This window comes from Halalkalibacter urbisdiaboli, assembly GCF_002156385.1.
Lineage (GTDB): Bacteria > Bacillota > Bacilli > Bacillales > Bacillaceae_D > Halalkalibacter_A > Halalkalibacter_A urbisdiaboli.
Map to the genome: position 1 here is coordinate 775067 of NZ_MVJM01000001.1, position 17512 is coordinate 792578.

23 protein-coding genes are annotated in these 17512 nt (G+C 37.4%); 8 read left to right on the forward strand and 15 right to left on the reverse strand.

All coding sequences use genetic code 11. The features are described 5' to 3' along the window. Nucleotides 1–12: 12 nt before the first annotated feature. From B1R93_RS04005 to cpaB, 5 genes are all read right to left on the reverse strand, one after another. Nucleotides 13–948, reverse strand: a complete 936-nt coding sequence (locus tag B1R93_RS04005; RefSeq protein WP_088102672.1) for a type II secretion system F family protein — start codon at nucleotides 946–948, stop codon at nucleotides 13–15. A gap of 3 nt (nucleotides 949–951) precedes the next feature. Next, nucleotides 952–1878 carry a type II secretion system F family protein gene (locus B1R93_RS04010; protein ID WP_088102673.1) on the reverse strand — a complete coding sequence of 309 codons (927 nt, stop codon included), beginning with the start codon at nucleotides 1876–1878 and terminating at the stop codon, nucleotides 952–954. Further along, nucleotides 1871–3229 carry a TadA family conjugal transfer-associated ATPase gene (locus B1R93_RS04015; protein WP_088102674.1) on the reverse strand — a complete coding sequence of 453 codons (1359 nt, stop codon included), beginning with the start codon at nucleotides 3227–3229 and terminating at the stop codon, nucleotides 1871–1873. Before B1R93_RS04015 ends, B1R93_RS04010 begins: the two co-directional genes overlap by 8 nt. A 78-nt stretch (nucleotides 3230–3307) precedes the next feature. Further along, nucleotides 3308–4450, reverse strand: coding sequence for a CpaE/TadZ family protein (locus tag B1R93_RS04020; RefSeq protein WP_088102675.1), 1143 nt, complete (start codon nucleotides 4448–4450; stop codon nucleotides 3308–3310). Nucleotides 4451–4456: 6 nt separating this feature from the next. Continuing rightward, nucleotides 4457–5194 (reverse strand): Flp pilus assembly protein CpaB, encoded by a 738-nt coding sequence (gene cpaB / locus B1R93_RS04025; protein WP_133058598.1) that lies wholly within the window; start codon nucleotides 5192–5194, stop codon nucleotides 4457–4459. A gap of 629 nt (nucleotides 5195–5823) precedes the next feature. Here cpaB and B1R93_RS04030 point away from each other — a divergent pair. Together B1R93_RS04030 and serC are read left to right on the forward strand one after the other, a co-directional pair. Then, on the forward strand, nucleotides 5824–6258 hold the full coding sequence (locus tag B1R93_RS04030) for an HIT family protein (protein ID WP_088102676.1): 435 nt from the start codon (nucleotides 5824–5826) through the stop codon (nucleotides 6256–6258). Nucleotides 6259–6434: 176 nt separating this feature from the next. Beyond that, complete coding sequence (gene serC / locus B1R93_RS04035) at nucleotides 6435–7511, forward strand: 3-phosphoserine/phosphohydroxythreonine transaminase (RefSeq protein ID WP_088102677.1); 1077 nt, start codon at nucleotides 6435–6437, stop codon at nucleotides 7509–7511. A gap of 41 nt (nucleotides 7512–7552) precedes the next feature. Here serC and B1R93_RS04040 read toward each other — a convergent pair whose 3' ends face one another. Next, complete coding sequence (locus tag B1R93_RS04040) at nucleotides 7553–7747, reverse strand: hypothetical protein (protein WP_088102678.1); 195 nt, start codon at nucleotides 7745–7747, stop codon at nucleotides 7553–7555. 82 nt (nucleotides 7748–7829) lie between these two features. Between B1R93_RS04040 and B1R93_RS04045 the strand changes: the two genes are divergently transcribed. The 3 genes from B1R93_RS04045 (at nucleotide 7830) to B1R93_RS04055 (ending at nucleotide 9654) form a co-directional block, all read left to right on the forward strand. Next, nucleotides 7830–8171, forward strand: coding sequence for a YtxH domain-containing protein (locus B1R93_RS04045; RefSeq protein WP_245308223.1), 342 nt, complete (start codon nucleotides 7830–7832; stop codon nucleotides 8169–8171). A gap of 169 nt (nucleotides 8172–8340) precedes the next feature. After that, complete coding sequence (locus tag B1R93_RS04050; protein WP_088102680.1) at nucleotides 8341–8925, forward strand: HTH-type transcriptional regulator Hpr; 585 nt, start codon at nucleotides 8341–8343, stop codon at nucleotides 8923–8925. A gap of 177 nt (nucleotides 8926–9102) precedes the next feature. Beyond that, complete coding sequence (locus B1R93_RS04055; protein WP_088102681.1) at nucleotides 9103–9654, forward strand: DUF3267 domain-containing protein; 552 nt, start codon at nucleotides 9103–9105, stop codon at nucleotides 9652–9654. 40 nt (nucleotides 9655–9694) lie between these two features. On the opposite strand, the gene B1R93_RS04060 is transcribed toward B1R93_RS04055, so the two are convergent. Beyond that, nucleotides 9695–10279, reverse strand: a complete 585-nt coding sequence (locus B1R93_RS04060; protein ID WP_165763720.1) for a YpmS family protein — start codon at nucleotides 10277–10279, stop codon at nucleotides 9695–9697. 175 nt (nucleotides 10280–10454) lie between these two features. On the opposite strand from B1R93_RS04060, the gene B1R93_RS23305 reads away from it, so the two are divergent. Then, entirely contained in the window at nucleotides 10455–10634 is a 180-nt protein-coding gene (locus B1R93_RS23305; protein WP_088102683.1) for a hypothetical protein, read from the forward strand. A 58-nt stretch (nucleotides 10635–10692) separates the two neighbouring features. Here the strand turns inward: B1R93_RS23305 and B1R93_RS04070 are convergent, their stop codons facing one another. After that, a complete protein-coding gene (locus tag B1R93_RS04070; protein WP_088102684.1) occupies nucleotides 10693–10779 on the reverse strand; it encodes a YjcZ family sporulation protein in 87 nt (28 codons plus the stop codon). A 40-nt stretch (nucleotides 10780–10819) separates the two neighbouring features. Next, nucleotides 10820–10903 carry a YjcZ family sporulation protein gene (locus B1R93_RS04075; RefSeq protein ID WP_088102685.1) on the reverse strand — a complete coding sequence of 28 codons (84 nt, stop codon included), beginning with the start codon at nucleotides 10901–10903 and terminating at the stop codon, nucleotides 10820–10822. 356 nt (nucleotides 10904–11259) lie between these two features. Between B1R93_RS04075 and B1R93_RS04080 the strand changes: the two genes are divergently transcribed. Both B1R93_RS04080 and B1R93_RS04085 read left to right on the forward strand, forming a co-directional pair. Then, entirely contained in the window at nucleotides 11260–12174 is a 915-nt protein-coding gene (locus tag B1R93_RS04080) for a peptidylprolyl isomerase (protein WP_088102686.1), read from the forward strand. Between the two features lie 144 nt (nucleotides 12175–12318). Continuing rightward, nucleotides 12319–12417 carry a YjcZ family sporulation protein gene (locus B1R93_RS04085; RefSeq protein ID WP_280949454.1) on the forward strand — a complete coding sequence of 33 codons (99 nt, stop codon included), beginning with the start codon at nucleotides 12319–12321 and terminating at the stop codon, nucleotides 12415–12417. Between the two features lie 33 nt (nucleotides 12418–12450). Here the strand turns inward: B1R93_RS04085 and B1R93_RS04090 are convergent, their stop codons facing one another. The 6 genes from B1R93_RS04090 to yidC form a co-directional block, all read right to left on the reverse strand. After that, the gene (locus B1R93_RS04090) at nucleotides 12451–12729 is read right to left on the reverse strand and encodes a sporulation YhaL family protein (protein ID WP_088102688.1); all 279 of its coding nucleotides are present in this window, start codon (nucleotides 12727–12729) and stop codon (nucleotides 12451–12453) included. An 82-nt stretch (nucleotides 12730–12811) separates the two neighbouring features. Then, complete coding sequence (gene yhaM, locus B1R93_RS04095) at nucleotides 12812–13771, reverse strand: 3'-5' exoribonuclease YhaM (RefSeq protein ID WP_088102689.1); 960 nt, start codon at nucleotides 13769–13771, stop codon at nucleotides 12812–12814. A 98-nt stretch (nucleotides 13772–13869) separates the two neighbouring features. Continuing rightward, nucleotides 13870–15261 (reverse strand): sensor histidine kinase, encoded by a 1392-nt coding sequence (locus tag B1R93_RS04100; RefSeq protein WP_088102690.1) that lies wholly within the window; start codon nucleotides 15259–15261, stop codon nucleotides 13870–13872. After that, on the reverse strand, nucleotides 15258–15941 hold the full coding sequence (locus B1R93_RS04105; RefSeq protein WP_088102691.1) for a response regulator transcription factor: 684 nt from the start codon (nucleotides 15939–15941) through the stop codon (nucleotides 15258–15260). The genes B1R93_RS04100 and B1R93_RS04105 overlap by 4 nt, the downstream gene beginning before the upstream one ends. Before the next feature lie 264 nt (nucleotides 15942–16205). Continuing rightward, entirely contained in the window at nucleotides 16206–16616 is a 411-nt protein-coding gene (locus tag B1R93_RS04110) for a hypothetical protein (protein ID WP_088102692.1), read from the reverse strand. A gap of 126 nt (nucleotides 16617–16742) precedes the next feature. After that, nucleotides 16743–17504, reverse strand: coding sequence for a membrane protein insertase YidC (yidC, locus tag B1R93_RS04115; protein ID WP_207634113.1), 762 nt, complete (start codon nucleotides 17502–17504; stop codon nucleotides 16743–16745). Nucleotides 17505–17512: the final 8 nt, after the last annotated feature.

Below are 17512 nucleotides of genomic sequence, written 5' to 3' on the forward strand. Positions count from 1 at the left end.
TTCTCTTTACTTCTACAATAAATCGAATAGATTGTTCTCACCAAAAAACATGTTTAGAATCATTAGTCCGGCTATCATCATAATCACGGTTGGTGCTACGATGAAAGTGGTGATTAACGTTATTTTCGGTGCTGCTTTAGCTGCTTTTTCCTTTGCTTGCTCTTTCCGAAGCGAGCGTAAGTCTTCTGCTTGTAATTTAAAGGTCGTCGCTACAGGAACCCCTAAATTCATACCTTGAATCAAGGATTTTATGAGCATTTGAAACTCTTCATTATCATTGCGTTTTAATAAGTCCCGATAGGCTTGCTCACGGGGAACACCTAGTTCAATTTCTTGATTAAATCGCGAAAATTCTTCGCGAAGGGGCCCGTCAAAATAGTGAATAACCTCCCGTAATGTTTGATCGAGCCCACCTCCCGACTGCAACGTGACACTTACCGTGTCTAAGAAATCAGGCAAATCAAACCGTAATTGCTCCTGCCTTGTTTTCGCTGCATTTTTTATCCAAAGTATAGTTCCGAGATATCCAAGTAACGGAAGGAAGATAATTAAGTATTGAGAAAATGGAAAACCGAGCATGAAAAGAATAATACCGAAAAACAGTCCAGCGAAGGTAAAGAACATTTTTAACCCTTGAAACTTTTCTATTGTGATTCTTTTCGTCCAACCTGCTTTCTGTAATAATGCTTCAACCTCATGTGGTTCACTAAAGAAATTAATTCTTTGACCAAGTCCGGTGAAATCATCAGCATAGTTACTAATCCGTTCAAACAGCTTTTCGGACAGTTTTCGTCTATTTTTGGTCATTGTAAAACGTTCACCGGTTGTTTGTGTTTGAACATGGGTGACAACTCTTTTTCTTTCCATTAGATAGCCGTAAATATCTTTTAATCCTAGCCCTAAAAAGAATAGAGCTAGAAACACACTGATAATAGCCAATGCATCCATATGCTACACCCTTATATCTGTTACTTTTTTAATTAAAAAATATGTAATAATCGTACTTGCTACAAAAATCACTAATAGGAAAGCACCTACTACACTGAAAAGCGGTTCGATAAAGCCTTCAACGATAGAGTTCATAATAAAAATCACCAAAATTGGCATTAACGGAAGAATCCAAGCGATATATCGTTGCTCAGCAGTCATTGTCTTAATCGTTTGATGTAGGATTTTTCTCTCCTCCAAAGTGATTGACATCTCTTCTAACACTTCTGAGAGATTGCCACCTGCCCGTTTTTGGATTTGGAGCGTAGCAATGAAGAGTTTAAAGTCTCTTGAATCAACACGATTCTGGAGCTGAATCATCGCACGGTCGAAATCAACACCTAATCTCATTTCATGTGAGAGTCGTTTAAATTCCTCATTTGCTGGATAATTCATTTCTTTTGCAACTAAATCAATGCCCTGCTGGACTGTCATACCTGAACGTGTTGCATTTGCAAGCAATCGGCATATCTCAGGTAATTGGCTACTTAACTGATGTTGATATTTATTACTTCGGGCGATAAAAAGCAAGAACTGAATGCCTTGCACGAGAATAATTGAAAGTAGAAAGGATAAGAAGAGACCGGTATGTAATACATTGTTTACAATGAGCGTCAGTGCCAAAGCAACAACGAACAGCAATCCATAAAATTCTGACGGGGTTAAAAATAGGTTGGCTTTCTTAAGCTTCTTTTCCATTTTCGCTGCAAAGGGAGTTTGGTCGAAGCGATCACCTAAAAGAACGATAAAACTTTTTCTTTTCTGTCCACTTGTATACCAGCTCTCCACTTTTCGTCGCCAAACCTTTTTTGTCGCCCGGTATTCTAGTAAGTAGTAAATCCCGACAAACCCTAGAAAGAGTGCCATCGTTAGAAGAATCGCTTCACTCACTTCCATCACCCCGCGGGTCAAAAATGGCTTCATCTATTTCAATTCCGAAGGCTTTTAAACGGGGTAAACAATCTGGTTTCGTCCCTGTTGCTGTATGAAATCCTAAAACAGCACCATTTTCTCCAACACCCGTTCGCTTATAAGTAAAAATCTCATTAACTTCGACATGCCCGTCACCATCAGACTTTATTTCACTTATTGATAAAATTTTTCGCTTTCCATCAGATAATCGCTCACTCTGAACAATAAAATCAAGTGCGCCAACAATGTATTCACGAATGACCGAAGACGGTAAATCCATTCCGGCCATTATCACCATTCCTTCCACCCTTCCAAGTGCATCTCTAGGTGAGTTAGCATGAACCGTTGTAAGTGAGCCTTCATGTCCAGTGTTCATCGCTTGCAACATGTCAAACGCTTCTGAGCCACGAACCTCACCGACAATAATTCTGTCCGGACGCATCCGAAGCGCATTTTTGACAAGCTGACGGATCGTAATTTCTCCTCGACCTTCCACATTAGCTGGACGTGCTTCCATTCCAACTACATTTGCCCGGTCTAACTTTAGCTCTGCCGAATCTTCTATCGTAATCACCCGTTCTCCAAATGGAATTGCGGTTGCGAGTGCATTCAGTAATGTCGTTTTCCCACTTCCGGTTCCCCCAGAAATGATCACATTTGTTTTCGCTTGAATGATGGCTCTTAAAAAGAGTGCCATCTCCTCACTCATTGACTTAAACTCTATTAATTCCTCAATCTTAAATGGCTCTTTCCTAAACTTTCGAATCGAAATGAGCGTTCCACTTAAACTTATCGGTGGAATAACTGCATTGACACGACTACCATCTGCTAATCGGGCATCAACCATTGGTGAGCTTTCGTCAATCCGCCTCCCTAGCGGTGCAACGACACGGTCAATTATATGACGGAGATGACTTTCATTTCGAAATTTCAGTTCAATTTGTTGAAGCTGGCCATCCTTTTCGATATAGACTTGATTGGGTCCGTTTATTAAGATTTCTGTTATCGTTTCATCATAAAGAAGGGATTCAAGCGGTCCATATCCAACAGACTCGTCAATAAGCTTAGTTAAAAGCTGGTCTTTTTTGTGGCGTGTAAGGATGACCTTCTCTTCACTCATAAACTTTGAAATGAATCGTTCAATTGCTAAACGCATGTCGCGATGGTTTAAACTCGTTAATTGGTCTAAGTTTGCTTCTGCTAATAACCTGTTTTTATAATGATCCACCAATTGATTTAGGTAAGGGTCTTCCTGTTGGTATGTAATCTCTTCTTGCCTTATAGCAGTTGCGTCTTCTCGTTGATCCAGCTTTCGTTTAAAAAGCGACATTTTCTTTCACCTCACATGGTTTTATTCCATACAACTGGAGAATGTTAGGCTAAAAGTTGCTTACGGCCCCGAGGAGAATTACTTCAAAAATGCCCGTATCCATTTGCGTATATCCTTTGCTGGAAGGGGAAGTTTTTTATCTTCGACCGATTTCTGCAACGGTTCACCGACATTGACAGCTGCCTGGACACCTTTAATGTCCTTTCTTGCTTCAAGTGCAATTGGATATTCGACGAGACCTTTTAAATCAACAGGTTTAAGTTCATTATCCTTACTTACTTGATTGACGATAAATTCCAATCTTTCTTCTGTTTGAACAGTTAAGCGTTGAAACAATTCCTCAATGCGTTGAAAAAGTTTAAAAGAAGGTGTATCAAGCGTTAAAACATAATAAATTTTGTCAGATTCCTCCAATGCGGTGTATGTATTAACACTCATTGAATGTGGTAAATCAATAATGACAAAATCATAAAAACGTCGGCACGTCCGAATCAGCTTCGAAATAAATGCCTCATTCATTTCTTCTGCTGCCTCTGCATCACATGGACTTAATAGCAATTCAAGTTTAGAATGTTTTTCAAACTCCAGCGCATTGCGAATATGCATTTCATTTAATTCATTCATAACTGGTACAAGATCGACTAAAGAACGATGACCTTCAATTCCTAAAAACGTTTCAGCCCCACCGTATTGCAAATTCAAATCTATAAATAGAACACTTGCCGTTGATTCAAGCTTTAAGGTTTGCGCAAACGATAGAGATAAGAGTGTTGTACCACTTCCACCTTTACCGCTAAAGAATGAAAAAACCTTCCCCTTCCCACGACGAAAGGCCTTAAGACCAACATCTTCCCCTTGGCTAACAGCTGTCTCGACAATTGAATTGAACTTTTGAGCAAACATATCGATTTCCTCAGGTAGCACGAAATAATCATTTGCTCCAGCCCGAATAACCTCTCGCAACGCAACGAAATCTTGATTATGACTAAAATAAATAACGTACGCCGCCTCATACTCGGCTTGGATTGTCTGAATAATTTCAATCCCTTTTGCATCATCTTCTTCAATTACAAAAATTAAGTCAGGAGATATCCGGTCAATTTCCGTCCCTACATCGTTTTTCGAGACGAGATTTACTTTATGTTGTTCTGGTAACGACGCTTGAATTTGCGAGCTTGCATCTCCCTCATCACAAACGATTAAAATAGTTAGAGAGTTCATCCTATCTTACTCCTGTTCGCTCTTAGCATTGTTTTCAGGTTTAGCCTCTTCTTTTTTAGGCTTGTTCTCCTCTTTTGTAGCCTGTTCTTCATCTTCTTCAAGAGCTTCCTCCACCCCATCGTCTTCTACTTGGTCGCGCCCGATATTAGATTTTAATAATCGTATTTGGTCTGCATAGTTTTGACGGTGAATAAAAGGCTGTGCCTGTTCAATTGACATTTCAAGTTGAACCCCTTTAAACTCTCCCCCTGAGCTAGCGACTCTTGCCACGAGGACGTCTTTCATAAAGAGAGAGGTATTCGGTTTTCCTTCAAAGTTCTCTGATACGATAATATCGACTCTATCCATTGCTTCAAGCTGTTGATCAAACACCACATTCTCTCCTGCCATTACTGTCACTAAACGATGCTCTTCATCCTGCAGCTGTGCATAATCCTTTAGCATGTTTTTCGTAATCAAATCACCTTTTGAAAGAGGAACAATTGAAACCTGGTTTTGAAGGTCTTGATAATCAACAATATGAGAATCTGTCACAAATCGATTTGGAATACTCATGATCGTTACATCATCAGGTGTAATCAAGGCTCTAGAGTATACCTCCTTACTTGCAACAAAAACGTCCGTCATTCCCCCTAACTCCGAATTAATAGCTTTCACTTTTTGCAAAAATACAAATCCGGCCACTACCGCTAATAAAAAGGCTAGTATTAAAAAAATGATGGCTCTTCGTTTTGATTCAAGCATGCATGGCCCTCTCCTTTTAAAAAACTACAACAATATGAATCGGTTTATATATATATAATAGATTCTCAATTATTTTATAAAATTACAAATAACTGTCAAACACTTCCTAATTTTATGTAAGCGTCTTACTTACTTTTCCATATTTAAAAAGGTCTAGTGTCCAGTGAAGATAGTCACAGGTCTTGGAATCCTACTATTAAACGAGCAAGCAGTTGACTATTTTCAACTGCTTGCTCATAAAGGTAATATTTTCAAGGTGTTTTCACCCCTTATTCTTCTAAAAACTCATAAATTGTCTCCTTTTTTTCTCTCTATCAATTTGTAAGCGTATAAAAATTAGGTCTTTTCTATCTTTTTTAAAATAGGACATTGATTTTTCATTTAACCTTATCAATTTAGGACTTTCGACAATTTTCTTCATTCATTCCTAGTTCATTTATAATATTTGCAGAACAGTCAACCTCTAAATTCGACTTTCTTTGCGATTTAAAATTTACGACTTATTGTAGAACGAGTAAGACAATCGTCATCGTCTTTTCTTTCCTTCTGACATTGTCCATAGGAACTTGCATCCATCTAAATCACTCGTATATAGTAGAAAAAAGAACCATTTTTGAAAGGGTGATTCCATGACACATGATGAAAACTGTATTTTTTGTAAAATTATTAATAACGACATTCCTGCTTCAAAAGTTTATGAGGATGAGCATGTTTTGGCTTTTTTAGATATTAGCCAAGTTACAAAAGGCCACACATTGGTCATTCCAAAAACTCACCAAGCTGATATTTTTGAACTAACTCCAGAAGTAGCAAAGCAGCTCTTCTCTGTTGTTCCTAAAATTGCAGCAGGGTTAAAAGCAGCTTACAAACCACTAGGCTTAAATATTGTTAACAATAATGGGGAAACGGCAGGACAAACCGTATTTCACTACCATCTACATCTAATTCCTCGGTACGGCAAAGGTGATGGCTATGGTGCTGTTTGGAAAGAGCATGGCTCTGAGTATACACAAGAAGACCTCAAATCGATAGCTGAAGCAATTTCTTCATTTATTCCAAGCTGAACGATGCATCGTTCAGCCCTTTTTGGTCAAGAATAGAGCTTTGAGTGTAAAATGGTATTGACTTGCAGTCATAGGTTTGTAATTGAGGAAAAAATATCTTAAAAAGCTGATCTTTTTAAATAAAATTATGATACGATAATCGTATTCATAATAGAGATTGAAGGAGTGTAGAAGAGATGGCACATGTCTATAATTTTAATGCTGGACCATCAGCCTTACCTAAGGAAGTACTTGAAAGAGCCCAAAAGGAATTAGTGAACTTTCAAAACACAGGAATGTCTGTGATGGAGCTAAGCCACCGCAGCAAAGCATACGAGGATGTACACAACGAGGCCAAAAGTTTATTAAAAGAGTTACTTACGATTCCTGATACATATGAAATTTTATTCCTACAGGGTGGAGCTAGTCTGCAATTTTCGATGATCCCGTTAAACTTCTTACAGGAAGGAAAGGTTGGGAATTACGTCCTTACTGGAGCTTGGTCTGAAAAGGCGATTAAAGAAGCAAAGTTAATTGGTCAAACAGCCATTTCTGCTTCTTCAAAAGAAAGTAATTATAAAACGATTCCAGCTCTCGATGAGCTAACCTATAATGAGCAAGACGCATATGTTCATATCACTTCAAACAATACGATTTTTGGTACACAATGGCATTCATTTCCTACTGTAAGTCATGCACCATTAATCGCTGATATGTCTAGTGATATCCTCTCTCGTCCTTTAGATGTGGAGAAATTTGGGTTAATTTATGCAGGGGCGCAAAAGAACCTTGGTCCTTCTGGTGTAACAGTTGCCATTATTCGAAAGGATTTATTGGAGACGAATGTGGACCATGTTCCTACCATGCTTCGCTACAAAACACATTCTGAAACGAATTCTTTATTTCATACACCACCGACATTCGCAATTTACATGTTAAGAAATGTGTTAAGTTGGGTAAAAGAACAGGGTGGAACAAGTACAATTGAAGCAAAAAATGCAGAAAAAGCGAAAATAATTTATGATGCCATTGATGAAAGTAATGGCTTCTACAGCGGGCATGCCCACAAGGATAGCCGTTCATTAATGAATGTAACCTTTAACCTTCCAACAGAAGAAGATAATAAACGTTTCTTAGCAAAGGCAAAAGAGCTCGGCTTTGTTGGTTTAAATGGTCACCGCTCTGTTGGAGGATGCCGTGCTTCTATTTATAACGCAGTACCACTAGAGGCTTGTGAAGCTTTGCGTGATTTTATGATTTCTTTTAATAAGTAATAGATGTTGCAGAGTAGGAGCTTTTTAGCTCCTATTCGCGATTATCCCCCCAAAAAGAAAAGACTAATTGCACTTACACCACTAAAGAAAGCGATACTTAGCATGAGTATAACGCTTTTCTTCATTACTGTTTTATCTGCATCGTCCATTCCTTTGCGCATACGTAGTAGAATGTAAACCAAACCATAAGTCGTAACTAAGCAAATAGACATGAGCAAAAGAATTAATGCATCCATGGGACTCCTCCTTTTCATACAAACTATGTTGGATTGTTTTATAAAATAACTAAAATTTTTTAAAGGTGGTTTTTTCGTGAAGATGAAATCAATTTTATATGGAATCGTAACCGGTGCAGCCATTGCCAGTATCTCTACCCTTCTTACGGCGCCTACTTCTGGAAAAGAGCTTCAGCTAGAATGTAAGAAAAAAATCAAGTCCTATCGTCATACGGTTCAACAAATCTCTAATGATACGATAAAACTGACAGAACAAGTAAAAAACACGACAAAAGTCGGTGTTAATAGTGTTAAAGAACTACAAATTGAATTAAAGGATTCAATAGAGGATTGGAAAAGGGATGTAAATCCAAGTATTAACCAACTAAAAGAAGATATCAATTCTTTACAACAAAATGTTAAAAACCTAAAGCAGCTGTCATAATTGCTGCTTTTTTCTTTTATCTTTCCAAAAAAATTTTCAAAAACTTTCAAAAAAATATTTTTTTCTTCCTTTTTTTGATATTTATTGTCATAATGTAGACAAGAATTATATTCAATGATAGTAAAAAAATAATAATAGTTTGAAATTCTTTCTGAACGGGAGGAGTACGATGAATCAGCATACCCCTAATTCTTTAAAACAATCAGTTATTTTCAGTCATAAAGTCGCTCAACTCAGTAAGGCATTGTGGAAATCGGTCGAAAAGGACTGGCAAACATGGATTAAACCTTTTGACCTAAATATTAATGAGCATCATATTTTATGGATTGCCTATCATTTAGACGGTGCTTCAATTTCAGATATTGCTAATTTTGGTGTTATGCATGTATCAACCGCTTTCAATTTTTCGAAAAAACTTGAAGATCGTGGTTATTTAACGTTTTCAAAAAAAGAAAATGACAAACGGAATACGTATGTTTGTTTAACAGAAGAAGGAAGAATTCTCTTATTAAAAACATTAGAGTCTTATGAACCTATGACCCATAGCGTTTATGGTGGTGCACTGCCAATCAAAGATTTGTATGGTAAATTCCCCGAATTCTCAGAAATTATTAGTATTTTGCGTCACATTTATGGTCCAGACTTTATTGATATGTTTGAAAAGTCATTAGACAAATTGGACGAAGATTTCGTCGAGGAGAATGGTCGTCTCCAATTGAAAGACATTCCAGATATTGAAGTAAAAACTTCATAAATGTAATAAACGAGATATATAGCACGGGTATAAGTACCCTTGTTATACGTCTCGTTTTTTTTATATTGGAAACCACTTAATAAATTTTATTTTCTAAATCATTCGACTTTTTCAGAAGATATTGATTTCTGACCAAAAAGGGAGTAGATTATTCAAGTAGATTGAGGAGGTGCAACAATGAACTGCTGGAAAACCATTAATATTTCTCGTGATTATGGCACGTTGCGCCTAATCATGTTTTCAGGCTGCACAATGTTATTTTCATTTTTACTTTATTATTTAGTTATTAGTACGTTTGTTCATACTACAGCATATTCCATAAAAATTAGTTTTAGTTTATTTATAGCTGGTATTCTAGCAATCATTATTATTCATAAATGTTTACATTGTCTTCCTATTTGGGTTAGCGGAAGAAAAGGTACACTTACATGGAAATGGATGTACGGATTTCCTGTCATGACGTTATCGCTTTGTACACCATTAACAAAAAAATTATACGTCATTTCATTACTAATGCCAGTTATCGTCATAACAAGCTGCACATCTTTAGCTTCGATTGCGTTCCCTACCTATTTACCACTTTTTTCTATTTTAGCGGCGGTTAATTTTGGATTGTGCTTTTATGATTTTATCTATGTTTCCTATATACTGAAAGCCCCTAGACAAAGTTATGTAACTAATCATTCTGAAGGGGTTCACATTCTAGTTAAACAACAAATCATACACTAAGAAAGCCAAAAAGGAAAAGTCCCCTTTTTGGCTTTTGCGATTAATTAATCGTCATATCTAAGCTAATTTGATCATTTACTAAATCAAAGGAAGTTATTCGCAAAGTAATATCTTGTGAAATCGTCAGCGCTGTTACTTTTGCATGAACAAGCCTATCTGATGGATAAATCTCTACCCATTTGGGAAGTTCAATGAAATCCTTAATCAGTTGAAGAACACGTACTTCAGGTACCCTGATTCCACCAAGGGAAAAAGTGTCCATATGCAACAATAAATCCCCTTGAGCTGTGACGGTAGGAGAAAAATTTATTGTAACAGGGACCTCTTGGCCGAGCACTAATAACGATGTTCTAAATTGAACATGTTCATCTGTCAATTCAACAATATAACGAAACGCATGGTTTTCTTTCTCAATTTGTTTTGCAATAAATTGATTTAGTTGTTGCTTCCCTGTCCTAATCTCAAATAAAGAGGCAGCTGGCTCCGTTCCAGTTTTCATCTCAAAATGAGAATCGTCTACCTCAGGAAAGTAACGCGCAAGCACGATACCTACCATAAGGATACAGATAAGAATCAACCCTGCTAAAACAAAAAAAGCTCCCTTCCATGACAGCTGCTTTTTCATTTTACGTACACTCCATCTAATCATTTACTATTATTGTACGTCTAATTGGGAAACAAAACAATTCATTTACATTTTTTTGCTAAATAACCTTAATAAAATCTTGCATTCTTCTATCTTTTTTAGAAAACTTTTGATAAAGTTTAGAGTAAGACTTTGCTAGACTGGAGGCAGATGGATGGTCTTCTTTATTGTATTATTCGCTCTTGTTATACTGTTTGTCATCAATTCAATGACTGATGCCCTCTGTATTCGAAGGGAAATCCCATCAGAAAAGCAACCAAAACTATTTCGTACTATTAATATACTTATGACAATTTTGTTAACCTCTACATATGTAAAAATCCTTTTTACATAACCGACAGACAGAATGAAGAAAAGAGTGAGGCCACATCCTCACTCTTTTCTTCGTTATTTTAATACGTCCAAGATGCACCGATGATGATTAGTAAAATAAACAACACAACAATTAACGCAAAGCTGCTACCGTATACGTGACTCATGAGAAATTCCTCCTTACATATAGTTAAGTTAATGAAAGGTTTATAGCCAAGCTGCACCTACAATAACTAATAGAATGAACAACACAACAATCAACGCAAAGCCGCCGTGATATGCATGAGACATATTGACACCCCCTCTTTGCTTTCTTACTTCATCCTATGCAGGTATAGCACAAGCGTACTAGGCGCTTTCACTAAATCCCGAAAAAAAGTTCCACCAATTCTTCTGCGCCGAAATTAGCGATTTTACCTTTTAAGTGGTATCTAATTCCAAAAAGCTTTTTATTCCGCTACTATTTATGGTATAGTAATCTCTGTGTAAAGTTTTCAAAAAAAGGATTTCAAGCAAAAGTGACTTTCTCACTGACTTCTTAGCTCATCCATTTTATGGACAAGCTAAATGCAGAGTCACCTTGAAAATCCGGAACCGATTTGTTATCCTTTTGTCAACATTTTAGTAAAAATTGAGGAGTGTATGTAATGAAAAGACGTTCATTTGCTGCTGTAGGAGTTGCATGTTTGATTGCACTTACAGCTTGTAACAACGAAGACACGGCTAGTGATAACACAGCTGTTGTTGTCGTTGATGGGAAAGAAATTACTGAGTCAGAGCTCGTGGGAACTCTAAAAGATCGTTATGGTGATGATACGCTTAGAGAAATGATTCAGCGACAGCTTGTAATGGAAGCAAAAGATTCTGTAGAGCTTCCTCAAGAAGAGATTGACGAGGAAATCAATAAGTTAAAAACGCAATTTGTTCTTGAAACTGATGAAGAATTACTTAACCTTCTAGAATCACAATACAACATTGAAGTTGAATCGATTGAAGCTTTTGCTGAAGAATATATTATCCCGCAGCTTGTCATTCAAAAACTAGCTACAGCTAATGTAGATGTTACAGAAGAACAAAAACAAGCCTACTTTGAAGAGCATAGTGACGAATTTGGTGAGCAAGTTGAGGCCAGCCATATCTTAGTAGAAGATGAGGAAACAGCTAATGAAGTAGCTGAAAAAATAAATGCAGGTGAAGACTTTGCTACCCTTGCGGAAGAGTACTCAAAAGATCCTGGTTCTGCAATGAGTGGCGGAAGCCTTGGATTCTTCGGAAAAGGAAGAATGGTAGCAGAATTTGAAGAAGCTGCATTCGCCTTAGAAATTGGTGAAGTAAGTGAGCCAGTGAAATCTGAACACGGTTACCATATTATTAAAGTGACAGATCGCAAAGAAACATATGAAGATTTCCAAGAAGATGTTGAAGAACGTTTAGTTCAAGAGCAATCGAAATCTAACACTGATGTCTTATCTGATTTGATGGATAATGCAAAAATTGAGTTTAAAGATGACCGATATAAGGATATCCTCGATAACGCAGATCCTGCACCTGCTGTACAATAAGTATAACGTCAAAGACCGGTATGGGTTCCATACCGGTCTTTATGCTTATTTAAAAATATCCGCAAACGCCTAGAACAAAAGAAATAGCAATGAATAAGCTAACACTAGGTACGTACCTATATTAGCTTCGAAAGGATGATTTACATGTCAGGTAAGGTTATGACAACTCCTTTAACTAGCTTTACTCTTATCGTTGTATTGTTTATTTTATTAATTATTGTGGGAGCGGCTTATTTCTGCTAATAATGAAATAAAGAAAAATCCTAAGTATCAGTCTTAGGATTTTTCTTTTCCTCTTTTTTCTCTTTCAGCAACAAGTCGTTCCATGTAGACATTTCCTTCTTGTTCAATCCATTCCTCTTCCATTTTTCGCTCTTCACGTGCATACTTCATACTAAGATATCCACTTAATACGATGCCTGCCAGAACAAAATAAACCCACCAAGGACTAGATAAAAGGATGGAACCAACGGCCGTTTGTGTTAGAATTAACGCAAACGCCATGACGATTAAAAGGCCTGCTGAAAATTGTTTACTCATCTTCGTCTGTTTCATCTGTATTCCCCCTACTTAACTACTTACTAATCAATATGTACAAGCAATGGGGATTAGAACTAGTTAAAGAGACTTTTCACCATTATATATCGAGTGGCTTTTCATGAAAGCTAGGTTTATAGAAACTTCTATTCTCTAATGCCATCACACGTTCAGAAAAGTCTCCTGGTTGAACACGCTCAAGTGCTCGATCCATCATATTTATTTTTGCATCAATATTGTCAATCATATGAAGAACTTCAGCTTCCCGTATAACAGGGGCCTTAGGACTTCCCCATTCCCCTTTACTATGATGACTCAAAACGAGATGTTGAAGAATAAGGACCTCTTCTCCTTCAATCCCTAGCTCTTTTGCAGCCTCTCCTATCTCATTGACCATGATCGATATATGTCCGAGTAACTTCCCCTCTAAAGTATAGGTTGTATCAATGGGTCCCGATAATTCCTTTACTTTCCCTAAATCATGCAATATAACACCCGAAAATAGTAAGTCTTGATCCAATGAAGGGTATAACTCAACTAAACTACGGGCGATCTTTAACATAGATACAACATGATAAGCTAATCCCGAAACGAATTCATGGTGATTTTTAGTCGCAGCTGGAGACTCTAAAAATGCTTGTTGGTGCTTTTTTAATAGGTGACGAGTAATTCGTTGGATATTTGGATTGTTCATATCAAAAATATATTGCTGCACTTGATCTAACATATCTTCCGGAGAAAGTGGTGCTGAACGAACAAAATCAGCCACTTTGACATTATCCATCGTACTTGTCGGTCGAATACTGGAAATTTTCAGCTGGTTGCGTCCACGATATTCAATAAAGTCACCTTGAATGTGCACAATTGCTTTACTTACAAAAGCTGCTTCATCATCTGGAGAGCACCCCCATAATTTAGCTTCAATTTCTCCAGTTTGGTCCCCTAATATTAACGTTAAAAATGGTTTTCCATTACTAGCAATTGCTTTCGTAACTGTTTTAATTAAAAAATAGCTTTCGACATTGTCGCCTACCTGATGGTATCGAATCCCCTTGCTCATCCTTTCACCTCAATCATGGTTTGTACTATATACAGTATAGCACCCCTCTTTTCTCTTGTAATGAAATACACTTAAACTATATGAAAAAAAGGGGAAGATTAGTTTTTCTTCTCCTTTTTTTTCATTTTATTAGGCTTTTCAACAGTACTAGGAAAAGTAATCGTAAATTTCACACCATATTCACTATTTTCTACTTTAGGACAAGCTTCATGTAATTCAGCAATTCTTTTAACAATTGCAAGACCTAAGCCAAACTTACCTTTATTCCCTTTATAAAATGGGTTAAACAACTGGGGTAAGTCATGCTCTGGAATAGACTCTCCATTATTTTCAACAGTCACTTCAACACGATCCTCAAAAGAAGAAGCTTTAACCCAGATTTTGCTTTCTGCATAACGAAGCGCATTTTCTACAAGGTTCTCTAGCAACACTTCCAATTGCTCGGGATCACCATTTAATTTGGTTTCAGCACCAATAATAATTATTTTTACATCTTCTCGCTGTACTCTAAACCGTTCCTCAATTTGAAAAGCGATAGAACCAAAAATGATTTCCTCATGTTTTGGACTTTCTTCCTGCAAAGAGTCAAGCTTCGTGTAATAAAGCATATCAAGTACGCGACGCTCCATTCGATTTGCTTCCTCAACGATGACATCCATTGTCTGTTCTATATTTCCCTTCGGTAATATTCCGTCTTTTACAGAGTGGGCATAACTTTTTATGACCATAATCGGTGTCTTTAATTCATGAGAAGCATGTTGAATAAACGTCTTTTGTGCTCGATCGTAACTATTCAAATTTTGACGCATTTTTTCAAATTGATCGGAAAGTCGTTGAAAGTCCTCATCACCTTGCCACTTGAGTGGCTCCTTCCAATCTCGATTTGCAATTTGCTCAAGGTGATTACCAAGTATGATCAATGGCTGTCTTAAATAATGTTTCAGCCAAATAGCCGGTAATAAACTTAACCCGCTCGTTAAAAGCAGGAGGTACATGAGTCGCTCCCACAAACGATTTACCATTTGATCCCGATACGTGTCCCACATATAGGAAATATGAAATGCTGGAGACCCCGAAATCTGTGCCTTTTGGACAACATAAAAAACTGTCGCCCCACCATACTGAATTTCATAGCGCCCCCGTATTGCTTCCTGCCTGTAAGCATTTCTAGCCATTTCCTGCAACACCTCTGCAGGAGGCAAAGAGACCCCTTCAGGTGTTTGTCCTAACGTTTCATATATAAAAAAATGTCCAACCGAACGTTCTGCTTCTCGTCTTTCAATAAAATCTAGTTCGTTTCGAGGCGGATTAAATAAATCTAGAAGCGGATAAGCCAGTCTATTTTGTTCTTGTTCAATAATCGTATATGTTTCTTCTGTTAAAGTTCCCTTTATAGAGATTGGGTAAATAATCGTCATCGACAACCCAACAAGAACAATAAGAGAAATAAACGCAAGCCAAATCCGCTGCGTTAAATTTACTTTTATCATGAGGAAAGTACCCTATATCCATATCCGTACAATGTTTCTAAATGGATACGGGGCATTTTTTTTCTAACACGCCTAACAACATCATCGACAGCACGTTCAGAACCGAAGTAATTTTCACCCCAAACATGTTCAATAATTCGTTCGCGCGATAATGCTTTTCCTATTTCAGTCGTTAATAGCAAAATCAAATCCATTTCCTTTGTTGTTAGATCAATAATTTCATCATCTCCCACTTCCGCATCTACCACGGTTCTACCTACTGGATCAATGATGTAGTGATTAATTTCAATTTTTTTCTGCTCTTGATTTGCCAAACCATAAATTCTACCCAATAGTTTCTTTGCGCGAATGATTAGTTCCTGAGGTAAGAAGGGCTTCGCTAAATAATCATCACTGCCCATTTCCAACCCAAGAACCCGATCTAAATCCTGATCACGTGCAGAAATAAAAATTACAGGAGTATCCTCATTCTCCTTAATAGCTTTCAATAATTGATAGCCATCCGTCCCCGGAAGCATAATATCTAAAATCCAAAGGTGTGGCTTGTCATTAATAGCATCTCTTGCCTCATCACCATCATGAAACACTTTGACTTTCCAGCCTTCTTTTTCAAGATACGCTTTAATTACCTCTGAGAGGTTTTTTTCATCTTCAACTAGATAAACGAGATATTCACTCATTCTAGCACCCTCCTACATATCACTTATGTAAAATTTACACCTATTTTAACAAAAATTCCACTTCCGAATCTTAATGAAACATAACTTTTTAAAAAAGCTATTACACCTATTATAACATTCCTTTACGGTAACTATTGGGACTTGGATTGTGTAGAATCTTGTAAATGTCCCCTCTATTCCCTAACTATTCGACGAAATCATTTCCCGGGTAACAATTTCCAAAATGAGGCTGCCACAATCGACAGCCCCCTTCTCGTTTCGTTCTTATAATGCAGCAATCGCTGTTAAAGCAGCTAATGGAAGGATGATTCGCTCCCACCCCCAAAACCCTGGTCTTGGATATGGAGCATACCAAGGGTAGCCTGGATAGATTGGGTAGCCTGGATAGATTGGATAGCCTGGATAGCCTAGATAGCCAAACGAACCTGGAAAGTAGCGTTCATCCACGGGGCCTCGTTGTTCGAGAGGAAACTGTCCTTGCATTGGCGGAGTTGCCATCAACTCAGCTAGGTCCATGTATTGCCCTTGTTCATCAATTGGAACCATTATATACACATGTTCTTCATCGATATGCTCAAGAATTCCATTGTATCCCGCTTGATTATTTACTTGCATTTGCACTGGCTTATTTAAGTATTGTTGGCAAAGAGATTTCATTTGATGGTAATGATTCATGAGATTCACCCTCCTCTTTTTCATTTGTATCCTATTCAGGAAACGAAAATGGGTGAATGCGTAGTTTATAAAAAAGCCCCCACTGTTAGTTGTACTTAACAATGGGGGTGTCATTTACTGTGTACTTTATTTCCCGATTTCTGTTGTAACATATGGTGATTTGACTACTGTAAAATACGTTTGAATAATCATAAAAAGGTTTCCTACAACCCAATATAAAGATAAAGCTGACGGAAGTGTTATACCCGCCACAATAATCATGATAGGCATAATGTACATGACCATTCTCATCGGCCCCTGTAACTGGTGGGCTGTCATTTTCACCTGTAAGAACGTCGTTAAGCCTGCAATAAGTGGTAAGATAAACAACGGATCTGGATTACCTAAATCAAACCAAAGGAATGTGTGAAATGCAATTTCTTCTGTCCTCATAATCGCAAAGTAAAACGCCATTAAAACAGGCATTTGAATAAAAATCGGCAAACAACCTGCCGCCGGATTTACACCATTCTGCTGGTAAAGTGCCATCAATTCCTGCTGCATTTTTTGAACATTCTTTGGGTCCTTTTTTTGTTCTTCTTGTCCATATTTCTTTTGTAACGCTTCTATTTCTGGACGCAGTGCTTGCATTGCCCGGCTGCTTTTTTGTTGCTTTAGCATAAGTGGTAAAAGCATAACACGAATAAGGATGGTTACGACAATAATAGATAACCCGAAATTCCCGTTTAACAAATCAGCAACAGTAATGATAATCCAAGACATTGGATAAACAAAAAAATGATTCCAAATTCCTTGAGAATCTGCCGTAATTGGCTGCTGTGACGCCCCACATCCCGACAGAGTAATCGTAATTACGATTAATATGATAAATAGTGAAGTTTTTTTCAAGTTAATAG